The organism is Halorussus sp. MSC15.2 (assembly GCF_010747475.1).
Lineage (GTDB): Archaea > Halobacteriota > Halobacteria > Halobacteriales > Haladaptataceae > Halorussus.
In genome coordinates this window covers 285,969-300,297 of sequence record NZ_VSLZ01000001.1, presented here as the reverse complement: position 1 = coordinate 300,297, position 14,329 = coordinate 285,969, and the positions used below count along the sequence as shown (strand labels likewise).

Annotated in this window: 12 protein-coding genes; 4 read left to right on the top strand and 8 right to left on the bottom strand. The window is 63.9% G+C overall.

Translation table 11 applies throughout. The features are described 5' to 3' along the window. Positions 1-58 precede the first annotated feature (58 nt). Entirely contained in the window at positions 59-1,489 is a 1,431-nt protein-coding gene (locus FXF75_RS01530; protein ID WP_163521048.1) for an ABC transporter substrate-binding protein, read from the bottom strand. Positions 1,490-1,715: 226 nt separating this feature from the next. Here FXF75_RS01530 and FXF75_RS01525 point away from each other — a divergent pair, with 226 nt between their 5' ends. Then, complete coding sequence (locus FXF75_RS01525) at positions 1,716-2,378, top strand: molybdenum cofactor guanylyltransferase (RefSeq protein WP_163519804.1); 663 nt, start codon at positions 1,716-1,718, stop codon at positions 2,376-2,378. Between the two features lie 370 nt (positions 2,379-2,748). Here the strand turns inward: FXF75_RS01525 and yqeC are convergent, their stop codons facing one another. From yqeC to FXF75_RS01510, 3 genes are all read right to left on the bottom strand, one after another. Then, positions 2,749-3,489, bottom strand: a complete 741-nt coding sequence (gene yqeC / locus FXF75_RS01520; protein ID WP_163519803.1) for a selenium cofactor biosynthesis protein YqeC — start codon at positions 3,487-3,489, stop codon at positions 2,749-2,751. Further along, on the bottom strand, positions 3,486-3,956 hold the full coding sequence (locus tag FXF75_RS01515; protein ID WP_163519802.1) for a DUF6653 family protein: 471 nt from the start codon (positions 3,954-3,956) through the stop codon (positions 3,486-3,488). Before FXF75_RS01515 ends, yqeC begins: the two co-directional genes overlap by 4 nt. Before the next feature lie 75 nt (positions 3,957-4,031). Then, on the bottom strand, positions 4,032-4,793 hold the full coding sequence (locus FXF75_RS01510) for a hypothetical protein (RefSeq protein ID WP_163519801.1): 762 nt from the start codon (positions 4,791-4,793) through the stop codon (positions 4,032-4,034). Between the two features lie 364 nt (positions 4,794-5,157). On the opposite strand from FXF75_RS01510, the gene FXF75_RS01505 reads away from it, so the two are divergent. Continuing rightward, positions 5,158-6,543, top strand: coding sequence for an arylsulfotransferase family protein (locus FXF75_RS01505; RefSeq protein ID WP_163519800.1), 1,386 nt, complete (start codon positions 5,158-5,160; stop codon positions 6,541-6,543). An 18-nt stretch (positions 6,544-6,561) separates the two neighbouring features. Here the strand turns inward: FXF75_RS01505 and FXF75_RS01500 are convergent, their stop codons facing one another. Continuing rightward, positions 6,562-7,386 carry an MBL fold metallo-hydrolase gene (locus tag FXF75_RS01500; RefSeq protein ID WP_163519799.1) on the bottom strand — a complete coding sequence of 275 codons (825 nt, stop codon included), beginning with the start codon at positions 7,384-7,386 and terminating at the stop codon, positions 6,562-6,564. A gap of 156 nt (positions 7,387-7,542) precedes the next feature. Here FXF75_RS01500 and FXF75_RS01495 point away from each other — a divergent pair, with 156 nt between their 5' ends. Further along, the gene (locus FXF75_RS01495) at positions 7,543-8,622 is read left to right on the top strand and encodes a hypothetical protein (protein WP_163519798.1); all 1,080 of its coding nucleotides are present in this window, start codon (positions 7,543-7,545) and stop codon (positions 8,620-8,622) included. 89 nt (positions 8,623-8,711) lie between these two features. Here FXF75_RS01495 and FXF75_RS01490 read toward each other — a convergent pair whose 3' ends face one another. The 3 genes from FXF75_RS01490 to FXF75_RS01480 all read right to left on the bottom strand — a co-directional run bounded on the left by FXF75_RS01490 (position 8,712) and on the right by FXF75_RS01480 (position 12,815). Further along, positions 8,712-9,344: a hypothetical protein gene (locus FXF75_RS01490; RefSeq protein WP_163519797.1), complete on the bottom strand. Its 633-nt coding sequence runs from the start codon at positions 9,342-9,344 to the stop codon at positions 8,712-8,714. A 174-nt stretch (positions 9,345-9,518) separates the two neighbouring features. Then, complete coding sequence (locus tag FXF75_RS01485; protein ID WP_163519796.1) at positions 9,519-10,913, bottom strand: ATP-binding protein; 1,395 nt, start codon at positions 10,911-10,913, stop codon at positions 9,519-9,521. A 117-nt stretch (positions 10,914-11,030) separates the two neighbouring features. Further along, positions 11,031-12,815: a flippase activity-associated protein Agl23 gene (locus FXF75_RS01480; protein ID WP_163519795.1), complete on the bottom strand. Its 1,785-nt coding sequence runs from the start codon at positions 12,813-12,815 to the stop codon at positions 11,031-11,033. A gap of 235 nt (positions 12,816-13,050) precedes the next feature. Between FXF75_RS01480 and FXF75_RS01475 the strand changes: the two genes are divergently transcribed. Further along, positions 13,051-14,193 (top strand): thiolase family protein, encoded by a 1,143-nt coding sequence (locus tag FXF75_RS01475; RefSeq protein WP_163519794.1) that lies wholly within the window; start codon positions 13,051-13,053, stop codon positions 14,191-14,193. Positions 14,194-14,329: the final 136 nt, after the last annotated feature.

Below are 14,329 nucleotides of genomic sequence, written 5' to 3'. Positions count from 1 at the left end.
GATGGAAGGCCGAAATATGTCGGTGTCGGATGGCGACAGTTAGCGGACTGCGGTTTTTCTACCGGTTCTCCTGTAGGACTTGGTTGATTTCCTTCGCGGCCTGCGTCGTCGCTTCGTTGACGGCCTCGTCCAGTCCCGTGCCGCGTCGCAGCATCTGCGAGATGCGCTGGTGCATCTTGCGCGGAATGTCGTAGGTGACCGCACTCGCGCCCGGTACCGCCGGAATCACCGCGGGCCGGAACTCCTTGAGCGTCCCGAGACACGCACCGCGCCAGAACTCCGTGTGGGTCTGGGTCTGCCCGAAGAAGTCCTCCTCCTGAATCGTCTGGGGTGTGACCGGGACGAACCCCAACTTCTTCGAGTTCTGGACCGCCCGTTGGTCGTCACCAATCCACCACTCGAGGAACCTGACCGCGGCGTCTTTCTCCTGCTGGTTGCTGAACCCGTCCGCGATGAATCCGAGCGACGGCAGCCACGCCAGCGCCGCCTTGGTACCGGCGTTCATCGGCAGCCCCCACGTGTAATCGCCCTCCTTCATGGCCTTGGGTTGTTCTTCGAGGTAGTCGCCCCACAGGTCGGTCGAGTCCTGAATGTGGTTGACGGCGATTTTCCCCGACCAGTGAAGCGTCGTGGACTCCTCGTCGCCGTGGTTGATGGAGTTCTCGTGGAACAGCCCCTCGTCGATGAACTCGAACTGCATCTTGATGGCGTTCCGGGCCGCCTGACTGTCGATGGTGGCTTCGGTGCCTTTCACGTTGACGACGCCGGAGAGCGACCCGCCGTGCTGGGGGATGTACAACGACATGTACTCCTCGTCGCTCTGTTTCATCCCGGTCGTATCCGGGAAGAATCCCTGCTGCTGACCCAACTGCGTCTGGTTGAGGCGCTCGTAAATCGGTTTGATGTCGTCCTGCCAGTGGAGGCTTCCGGCCTTGTAGTTGACCTCGCTCGGGTCGATGTCCGCCTGGTCGAGCCAGTCCTTCCGCCACGCGCTGAAGAACGGCCTGAACCCGAGCGGGAAGGTCACCAAGTTACCCTTCTTTCCCGTCGATTGGGCACCCCACACCTTGTGACCCTTCATAATCTTCTCGGCGGTCTTGTCGGCGAGTTCGGAACTCTGCCAGAGGTCGTTGACGATAAGCCCCGCGTCGCCAGCGAGGATGCCGGGCCGAGTCATCACCTCGACGAGGTGCGGAACGTTACCGGCGGCCCGCGCCGACCGGAACTTGGTGACGATGTCCGTGTACGGAACCCCCGTGATGTTGATTCCGATGCCGGTCTGGCTCTCGAACTGGTTGACTATCTTGTCGGTGTACGCCCGTTTCGTCTCGCCCTCGGTGTAGTACGACAGCCATATCTCGAGCGTCGGTTTGCCTTGGAACCCGACGTACCCGGATAAACTGGTTGCCGCAGTACCCGCCCCGGCGGCTTTCAGGAAGTCCCTCCGATTGACTGGTCTACTGTCGGTGCCGTCCGCCCTCCTTGTCATTTGGTATCTACCCCCAACGTCCTTGGGGGTCAACCGTTACGGCACTTGCGGTTTATTCCCCGACGGAGCTGAAATCTTCTTAGTAAAGCGTCGGCGTATCGCGCTCCGTACGGGGGTTCCGGCCTCGAATCGGGGGAGTACCGCCCGCTGTCGGTGGGCGTGTCTCGACCTGCGCGACCCGGGCGACGCCGCGGCCTATTTCACGCTGGCGGACGAACCGCGGGGTATGCCCGCCGGAGTCGTCCTCGCGGGGGGTCGCTCGACCCGGTTCGGCGAGGGGGACAAGGCGGTCGGCGACCTCGCCGGCGTCCCCATGATTCGCCGAGTCGCCGACCGCCTCGTGCCCGTCGTGGACGTGCTCGTCGTCAACTGCAGGGCCGACCAGCGCGAGACCATCGCCGCGGCGCTGGACGGCTACGACCGCCCGGTCCGGTTCGCCATCGACCCCGACCCCGACGAGGGACCGATGGCCGGGATTCGGACGGGTCTCCGGGAGGTCGAGGAGACCGACTCGCGATACGCCTTCGTCGCGGCCTGCGACATGCCGTTTCTGGACCCGGACCTCGTGGCGTATCTCTTCGAGCGCGCTCGCGGACGGGACGCCGACGAGCGAGAGTCCCCGAGCGACCCGAGGCAGTCCCGCGACGCCGCCGTCCCGCGTCCCACCGACTGGTTCGAGACCACCCACGCCGTCTACCGGGCGAGACCGATGGCCGACGCCTGCGACGCCGCGCTGGTGGCGGGCGAGAGCAGGATAATCGAACCGCTGTTCGAGTTGGACTACGCGGTGGTGGAGGGCGAGGAACTGTCGGAGTTCGACGCCGACAGTTTCGAGAACGTCAACACCCACGAGGAGTTCGAGGCCGCCGAGGAACGTCTGCGGGAGTGAGTGGTCGGGGTCGGAGGAGTGGGCGAGTAGAGAACCGAAGTCGTCGCTCGACGGACGCGACGTTACCGGTCGGTGAAGCGGTACTGGTGGAGTGAAGGACGCGTCTCTCGACCGTTCAACCTTCCTCTCGGCGCGCTGGCGCAACCTCGTGTTGCGCCGATGCGCGAGGGACGAACGACCGAGCGTAGCGAGAGAGTGAGGAGGTTGGGGAGGTGTGAGGCCGACGCGGTGCCGTGCGGTTGCGGTGACTCCGTCGTTCAAGCCTGAAGCTAGCTCCGCCTCACTAATTCTACCAGTACCGCTTTACGCTATCAGTACCGCCTCACTTATTCCACCAAACGATTCACTCACTCCACCAGTACCGCCTCACTCACTCCACCACGGCGACCACGGGGTCGTCGGCGACCATCCGGGTCAGGACGACGCGGGAAACCCCGTCGGGCGTGCGGTCGAGGACCCCCTCGGCGATTTCGCGGCCGGTTCGCTCCAGTTCCGGCGAATCGACCATGTTGACGACGGGAACCGCGGTCGCGCCCTTCGGGACGCCCTTCAGGCCGCCCTCGTCGCTGGCGAGGACCGCCGCCACGTCCTCGGGGCGAATTTCGTCGCCGACCTCGCGGTCCGCGACGGCGGCCACGCGCCCGGGCCGGTGGACACGGTCGTCCGAGAGCGTCTCGCCGACGACGCGGGCGCTGGCGATTGGAACCACCGTGTCGGCCGCCGCGGGAATCCGGGGTTCGCGCTGGTTAGGGGCCTTCAGCCAGCGCGTCCGCGCGCCGTCGGCCTTCGCGAGGACCGGTCCGTCGTGGGCGCCGGCGAGGGCGCTCACGGTCTCGGGGTCGTAGCCGCGGTAGCGGTCCTCGCGCTCGCGCTCTGGCACGAGTCCCAGCGGGAAGCGGACAGGGGCGTCGGTCGCGTCGAGCGCGGCCACGGGGTCGTCGGTCACGACCATCTCGGCCACCGCCGCGTCGAAGATGGGGATGCGGACCGTCGCGGTCACGACGGCGCGGTCGAGGCGGTCGGCCAGCGCGTAGAGCGTCGTCTTCTTCCCGCCCGCGCCGACCACGCAGGTCAGTCCGGTCTCGGCGTCGAGCGCCTCTGGAAGGGTCACGCTCCCTCCCCGGCGGACTCTCGGCCTTCGTCTCGCCCGTTCTCGCGCTCGTAGAGTTTCGCCATCCGGTCCACGAACGCCAGTTTCAGCGCCATCGTCAGCGCCGTGAACAGCGCGGTCCGGCCGGGGCGTCGCCGGACCGCCGAGTGGAGCGCGTAGAGGAACACCGGCGCGTTGGCGACGTTCAGCAAGTTCGCTCGGCCCGCGTCCGCGCCCCGCATCCACAACCGCTCGCCCCGGACGCCCTTCGTCATCCAGCCCTCGTCGGCGTCGGGGTCGGGTTCCGGGAAGAGGACGGGGTTGACGGCGACGAACGCCACCGTCGCGGCGAGGAGCCTCCAGTTCCGGGCGTAGATGGCGTAGACCAGCAGCGGACCGGTCGGCACGCGGGACCACCCGCTGGCGGGGTTGGCGTGGCGGTCCCAGAAGTCGGCGTCCGCGAGGCGTTCCCTGAGTGAGATGTTCATGTCCGAGGATACGACGGTCGGACTCATGAATCCTAACCTCGAAAACGAGACGCCAGAGACGGTGTGTCGGATGCGCTACAGCGTGGCCGTGACCTGCGCCATGCCGTACTCGGCTGTCGTGGAACTCTTCTTCAACACTTCGCCGTCCTGCAGAATTTTGATGGTCAACTTCTTCCCCGCGCCCCCGTCCTTCTTCTGGGCGTTCGCGGAGAGAATCGACGGACTCCCCTTCACGTCGAGGGTCTTCGTCCCCGACCCTTGGACCGAGCGCGCGCTACCGCCTGCCGAAATCGAACCCTGCCACTTGCCCTCGTAGACGACTTTGACCGAGAGCTTCGACCCGCCCGACGAACTGCCGGACGTGGTCGCCGAACCGAACGGCGAGTACGTCGTCTGGGCCATCCCGTACTCGGCGGTCGTACTGCTCTTTTTGACCACTTCGCCGTCCTTCAGAATCTGAATCGTCAGCTTCGCATCGCCGCCGCCGTCCTTCTTCTGGGCGTTCGCGGAGACGATGTTCGGTTCGCCCGAGATATCGACGGTCTTGGTCCCGCTCCCCTGAATCGACTTCGCGCTGCCGCCTGCCGAAATCGAGCCTTGCCACTCGCCGTCGTAGACGACCTTGACCGCGAAGGAACTCGAACCGCTCGACTGTGCAGTCGAGGTCGTCGTCTCGCTGGCGTCGTCGGAGGTCGTCTCCGTGTCCCCGCCACCGTCGCCGGTCGTCGTGTCGCTTCCCTCGGACGTCTCGCCGCCGGAACAACCGGCGAGTGCGAGCGAGAGTGCAGATGCGCTGGCGGTGAGGAACTGTCGTCTGGACGGAGTATTCCTATCCATAAACTCACATGAGGAGACAGTATTTTTAAACCCGTTGATACCAATTCCCCCGGAAGAAAGACATGAGAGGAGGCTGACTTTTACAGTGTGAATCGCAGTACGACGCTCCTCGGTCGCGCTATCGGACTCCCCGCTCTCGGGGTCGTGTGGCGACCCCGAAGTCGGCGTCGGCGGAGAACGCTGAACGTGGCCCGGAGTACTCCGGGAAAACACAAAGTATTCACGTCGGAGCGCAGACAGTTCCGGGCGAGTAATCGCACCCTAACCAGTAGCTAAAAACCGACCAACGTCGATACGGAGATTCATGCCAACGACCTCTCGGCGGTCGCTCGCCGTCGCGTTAACCCTGTTGTGTTGTCTCTCGATGGTAGCACCGGTCGTCGCTACCCCGAACACCGACGCGCGCTCGGTCGCGTCGCAGGCGTCCCCCAATCCCTGCGCGGGAACCATCGACGCCCCCACGAACGGGACCACGGTCATCAGCGTTCAGGGGTTCCGGTTCGGGAAGAACGGCGGCAAGCGCCCGGCGAAACTCGTCGGAGTCGGGCCGAACGGCGAAATCGAGTGGGTCCACCAGAGCGCCGAGAAGTACGACGTGGCGTGGGGATACGACGTGGACCGGATGGACAACGGGAACCTCTTCGTCACCGCCACGGTGAAGGGCCACCGGACGCTCGTCTACGAGTTCGACCCCCGGACGCAGGAGCGCGTCTGGTCGAAGACCTTCGACATCGCCGACACCCACGACGCCGACCTCATCAACAACGGTAGCGAGATTCTGCTGGCGAACATGCGCAACTACAACGCGTCGGCCCAGCGGAACGACGACCGCATCTTCGTCTACAACCGCACGACCGAGGAGATAACGTGGGAGTGGCGCTTCGACGACCACTACGACCCCGAGACCCTCGAAGAGAACTACACCGACGACTGGACCCACGTCAACGACGTGGACAAGGTCGGCGAGGGTCTCTACCTCGCCTCGCCGCGGAACTTCGACCAAGCCATCGTGGTGAACCGCTCCACGAACGAAATCGTGATGAAACTCGGCGAGGACGGGAAGAAGAACATTCTGTCAGAACAGCACAATCCCGACTATCTCGAGAGCGAGAACGGGACGCCGACGCTGCTGGTCGGCGACAGCGAGAACGACCGCATCGTGGAGTACGCGAATCCGGACGGCAATCTGACGAACGGTGAGGGCTGGAACCGGACGTGGACGCTCACCGGGAATCTCTCGTGGCCCCGAGACGCCGACCGCCTGCCGAGCGGCAACACCCTCGTCACCGATTCGGCGAACCACCGGGTGGTCGAGGTGACGCCCGAAGGCGAGGTCGTCTGGGAGTTCTACGCCCCGTGGCTGGTGTACGACGCCGTCCGACTCCCCGCCGGAGAACACGGCGGTCCGACCGCGACCGACCTGAACGCCACCGGGACCGCCCGACTCCACGGCGACTCCGGACGCCACGCGAACGCGACGGCGCTGAGTCGGTGCCACGACGTGCTCCAGAACATCAGCGGTCTGGCCAACGGTCAGGGTCCGACGGGAGAAACGACGGACGGGCAAGCGACTGAGGGCCGGACTTCCGAGGGCGCGATGGACGACGGGGAGACGACCGCCAGCGGCGGCGAAACCGAAGACCGCGAACCGGCGAGTGCCAAGACCGGCGTTCCCGGCTTCGGCCCCCTCGCGGCGGTCGGGGCGCTCGGGACGCTGTTGGTCGGACTCGGCGTCGCGCGGCGTCGGTAGGCCGACCGCCGAACCGTCTCAGAGGTGGTACTGTTCGCCGTCGATAGCCAGCGGTTCCTCGAAGGCCTCCTCGGCGGGATAGTAGTGAGCGAGGTGGACTAACCGCGTCTCCGCGGCGTCGAGTTCCTCGGCCAGCGCCAGCGCCCCCTCTCGGGTCATGTGCTTGGTGCCGAACGTCCGGGGGACGCCGTCCGGGCCGTGGTGGTCGCCGCCCATCGGATGGTGTTCGCAGAGGTGCGCGGGGACGATTGCGTCGGCCAGCAGGAGGTCGGCGTCGGCCAGCACCGCGCGACTCTCGTCTGGAACCGCGTAGTTGGTGTCGCCGGTCAACGCGAGTTTCGCGCCGGTCTCGGGGTCAACGACGACGACGCCGTAGCAGAGCATCGGCGGGTGTTCGACCGGGACCAACGTCACCTCGAACCCGCAGGTCTCGAAGGGTTCGAGCGGCGTCCGGTCCCGGACCGTCACCCTGTCGAGGTAGTCGTACTTGCGCCGAATCGTGTCGGCGACGCTCTCGTCGGTGACGGGGTCCACCTCGTCCGCGGCGTAGACCGGCAGGGCGTCCAGCAGTCGGTAGGCGTTGCCGAGTCCGTCGAGGTGGTCGAAGTGAATGTGGGTGACGACGGCTTCGTCGGGCAGGCCCACGTCGTGAGTCAGGAACTGGTGGCGAAAGTCGGGGCTGAGGTCTATCAGCAGGGCCTCGCCGGTGCGTTCGTTGCGGACGTGCACCGAGAACCGCGAGCGCTCGACGCCGCGACTGCGTGCTTCCTCGCAGGTGTCGCAGTCGCAGTCCGGCGTGGGCGTGCCGGTCGTGTCGCCGGTGCCGAGGAGGGTGACCTGCATTTGCCGGAGGTAGTCGCTTGGGGTACAAAGGTTTCGGGGACGTATCGGCCTGAACGGGTTCTACGTTCGAAAAATACTCACCCTCAAAGATTGTTATATATTATAATCTTAGAAAATTAAAAGCGTTTTCTTTTTGTATATTTAATCGCCGCAAATATGACAGAGAAAACGAATCCCCGCTCCGACTCGGAAAAAGGAATCAAAAGCAGTCGCCGGAAGTATCTGAAAGGAATAGGTATCACTGGTGTTGGGATGGCTGGCTACGCCGCCCAAGGTAGCGCTTCCTCCAAGGACACGACCGAAATCGTCACTCTCCGTGATAGCGATGGACCCGTCGAAACAGAGAAGGTTTCAACGAAGTGGTGGGAACAGGTCCAGACAGCACGCAAAGTCCGGGACGGTCTCGAAAAGCGTTACGAGGACGAGAACGACGTCGTTCTAGTTGGGTTGACAGTCGGTGAACGTTCAATCGGTGGCAAGCTAATGAAACAAGTTCGAGTGGGGACGCGAGGACCGAGTACGGACGTTAACATTCCTGAAGAGGTTGACGGAGTCTCCATCGTTGTCGAAAACGACGTTTCGATGGACTGGGAGGCATGTTACCTCAACAACTACGACCCTGCAAAGGGCGGAGTTGCAATCAACTCGGATTACGGTGGCGGTAGTGCTTGTTGTGCCGCGTACAAAAACGGCAACCGATACATGATGAGTGCACGCCACGTGTTCCTCAGTTCTGGTAACGGCTGTGACAACACAGACACGAATGGCGAACCGATGTACCAAGTCGAGGATTACTTCGGCGACGTCAGCGACGAGTACCTAGAACACGACTCCGTGTTCGTCACACCCGCGTCCGACGAAGGCGTTTCCGACGACATCGTGAACGAGAGTGCGTCCATCGAAGGATGGGTCACTCAGTCTGGATTGGATTCGTTCTCGTCCGATGGAACGACCGTTAAAGGCCGGTTTGCAGCGTCTTGTACGGCAACTGCCCAGATTGACTCGTACGACAACACGTACTCTTGTTCTAACAACGCTCTCCTGACCGAACTCGTCGAGTTGGATGGAGATTACACGGAGGGTGGCGACTCAGGAGGAATCATCTACTTCGTCAGTGACAAAGGCAAGGCGTACGTGGTTAATCTCCACTCCGGTGACTTGGTCGATAATCACAGCAGTGGCGCGGCCGCATACGCCATTCACGAGTACCAAGGATACAGTTTCGGAAACCAATAGACAGGACTGCCGGGACAGTATCCGGCCATCGAAATTTCTCGAATACGAATCGTCAACCGTATCGTCTTGAAATCAACCCAGACGAGGCTCTATTCGCTGTACGTCAGTTCGACGGTGAATCCCCACGGATTGTTTTGTCCAAAGTAGTTTGGAGAGACGAATCGGTACTCACCGCCGGGGAGACAGGTCGTGTTATCTGAATAATCTAGAACGGTGAACTTTTCCTGTAAGGTCTCACCCGGTTTGACTGTTTTTTGATTTGCGAATCCCCAAACTGCCAAGTCTCCATGGAGCCGCCAACAGCCGTCTAATGGACGTTCTGGTACGATTTCCTGATTTTCGCTTGATTCACCTGTCGCGTCGTTCACGTCACCTAAGGAAATGTGAGAGCGGTTCCTCGGGATAGCGACGAGTTGAGTCCCATCGTTCCGTTCCGTAGAGAGATACTCCGAAAACGGAGGAGTGCTCCCGAAGTAGAACTCGCGCGCTGACTCGGCGGTGTTCGTAAACGCCACCTGAATCTCGGCAGGACTCTCTCGACTGAATTGCTGAATCACCTCTACCGATAGTGCTACGTTACGCTCAGGGTCTGTGGTATCTCCGTGAACGGAAACCTTGGGATACGCTACTTCTTCGTCGTTTGAGGACATAGTTTTGAGAAATCCGCATACCGAGATGGAAGCACCCCCACCAACTGCTCCAAGTAACTGACGGCGGTTCATGCTGGTTTGTTGGCCTTCTATCCACATATCTTTTGTGACGCAATATAGGTGTTGGGTCGAAGCGAGACGGATGCTGTCGGAATCTTCGGTTTCGACAGTTCCGACGTAGAAGACTCCGTGAGAGTAGGGACTCTAACTCGACGCCGGTCGTGGAGCTAAGTGAAAGTTATCGACTTAGTGGTCGTGGCTGTGCCCGCCGTCCGCGCTCGCGCCGCCGGACCCGGAGATGTCGCCACCGGCCACCAGCGCGTCGTGGTCGCCCTCTATCATGTCGAGGTCCTTGAGGTTGTCCCGCTCCTCGAAGTCCTTGATGGCGTCCACGAAGTCCTCCTGCGTGAGCGCGGTCCGCTCCTCGGTCAGGGCGTCCAGCACCGCCTCGCGGAGCACCATCCGGAGGTCGCTGCCGGTCAGGCCCTCGGTCTCCTCGGCGAGTTCGTCGGGGTCGAAGTCCACGATGTCCATCGGCCGAGTGATGAGTCGGAGGATGTCCGAGCGCATCCCCGCGTCGGGTTTGGGGAAGTTGACAATCTCGTCGAAGCGACGCCACGCCGCGGCGTCGAGTTGGTCGGGGTGGTTGGTCGCGCCGATGAGCAGCACGTCGTCCTGAATCAGACTGATGTTGTCGATGGACTTCAGCAGGGTGTTGACCGCGCGCTTGATGGCGGCGTGCTCGTCGCTCGCGCGGGTCTTGGCCACGAAGTCGAACTCGTCCATGAAGAGGATACAGGGCGAGAGGCGCTTGGCCACCTCGAACACCTTCTCGACGTTCTTGGCGGTCTCACCGAGGTACTGGCTCGTTATCATCGACAGTTTGACCTCCACGAACGGGAGGTCGAGGTCGTAGGCCAGCGCCCGCGCGGTCGAGGTCTTCCCGGTTCCGGGCGGCCCGACGAACAGGAGTTTCCCGATTTCGCGTAGGCCAATCTGCGCGAGGTACTCGCGGTGTTCGATGGCCTTCACTATCTTGTGAATCTCGGACTCTTGGTCCTCGGTCAGCACGAGGTCGTCCAGCGTGGTCTCTATCTCCTCGGGCGCTCGGATGTCCACGAGGTCCAGCATCTCCTCTTCCTCCTCGTCGGCGAAGTACTGCGAGAGGAGACCGTCTATCCACGCGCGGTCGGCCTGCACCGGCCGGTTGGCGTCGCGGGCCGCCTCGTAGTCCGCCCCGTCTACCTCGCCCTCGAAGGCGTAGGCCAGTACCGGATTGTGGAGGATGCGTTCTTCGCCCCGGTCGAGGAACCACTCCTCGGCCATGTCGGGTTGCGTGAGTTCGAGCGACCCGGAGAACTCGTCGCGGTCGCTGAACATCAGGCCCGAAATCGCGCTCCACGGGTTCTCGACCCCGGTCGCCCGACGTGCGGTCTCGATGGTGGGCCGAATCGGGCGCTCGATGCCGAGCGGGGAGTTGTCACTTCCGGGTCTGTCACGGTCGGTCGATTCTGGCGCGCCGTCGGGCCAGAAGACCTGCCGGTAGCGCGGGGGAAGGTCGTTCTCGTCTAGCTCTCGGTTGTCGTTGTAGAGGCTCGCGGTGAGCAGGAATTCGACGACGTCCAGTGCCGCGTCGCTCATTCCCCGGAGGTTTGACGCTAAAGGTGCTTAAGCGCGTCGAAGCCCCGTGACGACGGGACGGTTCGCGATGGATTGCAGATACTGCCGCCAAAAACTCCGAATTCGAGACGAGGCCGGTCACTCCCGCGTCGCGTTCTCGTCCACGTAGATGACCGTGCTGCTGATGACGCATCCGCTGTCGTGGAGGTAGCGCTGGACCTCGTAGCGGCGGTAGCCGTCCATGTACTCGTCGATGTCCTCCGCGTTGTCGTACGTCTTCGAGCAGGAGTTCGCGTCGCCGAGCGCGATGACGACCGGCGGCTTGTCGTCGCCCTGCAGTAGTTCGGGTTCTCTCACGCTGTCGGTCTCCGCGCCGTACAGTTCCATGTACCACGCGAACGGCAGGCGGGCGAACCAGCCGTCGCCCGCCGGCGGCACCGCGTGGGAGGACGGGTCGGGCGCGTAGAAGTTGTCGCCGTCGAAGTTCGGGTCGTCGCCGTAGTACATCACGTCGATGCCGTCGTTCGACCGGGCGACGTCGCGCACCTCCTGAAGTACCGGTTTCATCTCGCTGGACGACTGGGCGTACTGGACGAGTTCGTTGTCGGGACTCTGGGAGTCGAGGTAGGACGTGCTGACCGCGGTCGCACCGACCTGTCCGACGACCAGCAGTAGAATCAGTGCGGCCGCCGTCGCGGAGAGCGCGTCGCCGTCGGCCACGCTCTCGAACCCGAGGCGGGCTATCAGCGCGAGACCGACCGCGGCCGGGACGACCAGCGGCACTATCATGTGAATCGTCTCCCACGGGAACGGGTTGTCCACGATGACCGGGTAGCCGAGCACGCTGGCGAAGCCCCAGTAGGCCGTGAACGACACCGCGTCGCTGGGTCGTTCGCCGACGTACCGGTCCACGACGAAGCCGAGGACGGCGAGCGCGAGCAGCACGATTGCGCCCGCTTCGAGGACCGACAGCAGGGGTTTGAGCGCAGAGAGGTACGACCCCTCGTTGCCGCCGCCCCACTGGCCGACGAAGTCGTTCCACGACCCGAGCGTGGCGTGTTCGACGACCGCCGGGAGCAAGGTCGGATTCGCGAGCGCCTCGTAGAGTCCGGGCACGTCGGTCCCCGAGAGTCGGTCGGTCCCGCGCGGCGCGTAGAAGAACACGACGATGGCGAAGAACTCGAAGACGACCAGCGTGAAGTGGGGCCACCAGTTCAGCACGCCGACCGCGGTCTGGCGGACGCGCGCCCAGACGGCCGTGAGCAGGCCGCGGTCGCCCGCCCGCTCGACGAACAGACGGTGGTCCCAGAGCAGGACCGCCGCGCCCGCCCACGTGACGGGGTAGACCAGCGCGTTCTCCTTGGTGGTGAACGCCAGCGCGAAGGCGGCGACCCCGGCGTAGAGGTATGCCGGTCGCCGGTGGTCGTACGCCCGGACGAAGAAGCCGAACGCGACCAGCATGAGTCCCGCCAGCAGCACGTCGTTGCGGTAGAACCGCGAGTAGTAGAGCAGGATTGGGTTGAACGCGAGCAGGAGCGCCATCGCTACCGTCTCGGAGTCGCGGAGGCGCTCGCGGAACAGCAGCGCCGACAGCGGGAGCAGGCCGCCTATCAGCGCGACTACGAGTCGCATCGTGAAGTCCGACGCGCCGAACAGACCGAACAGGTGGCCGTCCACGATGGTCAGGAACGGGCCGTGAACGATAGGTCGGTACTCGTAGACGCCGGTCTCCATGAAGCGATACGCCCAGTACGCGACCCGAGCCTCGTCCTGATGGGCGACTCGGGTGCCGAGGCTCACGAAGCGCGCGAGCAGGGCGGCCGCCGTAATCCCGACCACGACGAGTTGGGTCCGGGAGGCGTACCCGGTGAGCGTTTCGCGGGCGCTCGCGGCCGAGGCGGAGGTTTCAGTTTTCGATGCCATGTGTCGGCGAGGGAGGGGAGCAGGTCGGTCTGCGGACGACGCGGGCCGAGCGGGTCATTGAACAGTTATAGCTGCGGGTTCGGACAAATAGTTTCTGGACCGACGCGTCCGCGCGGACTGCGGGAGCGCCACCGGGCGGTGTCGAGACCCGACGGACGCGAACCGTCGGGAAACTCCGCACCACGGGGGCCGAGTTCTGCTGTCTTTTAAGACAATCGAGACCGCATACGGTAGTATGGGAGACGACACCACTCCAGTCATCGCCAAGGCAGTCCGAACGCCGCAGGGTAAGGAAGACGGCGTCTACGCGGACACCCGGAGCGAAGACCTCTCGGTGCCGCTCGTGGACACTATCCTCGACGAGACGGGACTCGAAGGCGAACACATCGACGACCTGATGTGGGGCTGTGCCCAGCAGCGCGAGGAACAGGACAACAACGTGGCGCGGGTCATCGCGCTCCTCTCGGAGTTGGGCGAGGGCGTGCCCGCCACGACCATCAACCGCTGGTGCGCCTCCTCGATGCAGGCCATCATCAGCGCGAGCGACGCCATCCGCGCGGGCCAGCGACGGGCCATCATCGCGGGCGGCGTCGAGAACATGAGTCGCGTACCGATGAGCCAGAGCTACGGGAACGTCCACCCCCGACTCGGCGAGATGTACAACGTCGGCGAACTCTCGATGGGGATGACCGCCGAGAAGGTCGCCGAGGAGTACGGCATCACCCGCGAGATGCAGGACGAGTACGCGCTCCAGAGCCAGCAGCGGGCCGCCGAGGCCTCCGAGTCGGGCCGGTTCGACGACGAAATCGTCCCCATCGAGACCGAGGACGGTCTGGTGGAGACCGACGAGGGCATCCGCCCCGACACCGACTTGGAGACCCTCTCGCAACTCCCGACGGTGTTCAAGTCCGACGGGACGGTCACGCCGGGTAACGCCTCCCAGATTTCGGACGGCGCGTCCGCGACGCTCGTCACGAGCGAGGCGTTCGCCGAGGAACACGGTCTCGAAATCATGGCCCACGTCGGCGACAACAACGTGGCGGGCGTGGACCCCACCGTGATGGGCATCGGCCCGGTCCCGGCGACCCGCGGCCTGCTGGAGCGCACCGGCGAGTCCATCGAGGAGTTCGACCTCGTGGAACTCAACGAGGCGTTCGCCAGCCAGTCGGTCTACTCCCGCGACGAACTCGGCGTGGACAACGAGAAGTTCAACGTCAACGGCGGCGCAATCGCGCTCGGCCACCCGCTCGGGGCCTCCGGCGCGCGCCTGCCCGTGACGCTGGTCCACGAGATGGAGAAGCGCGACGCCGACAAGGGACTCGCGACGCTCTGCGTCGGGTTCGGACAGGGCGCGGCCATCACGTTCGAGCGGAAATAACGCGGACTGCGGTTCTTTTCATCAACGTTTTGCGAGTGAGGGAGCGAACGTCGTGAGCGACCGAGCGGCGGGAAGCATCTCGGAAATCCGAGTATGACGTGAGCGCGAGCGATTCGTTCGCCCTGCAACAAGCGGT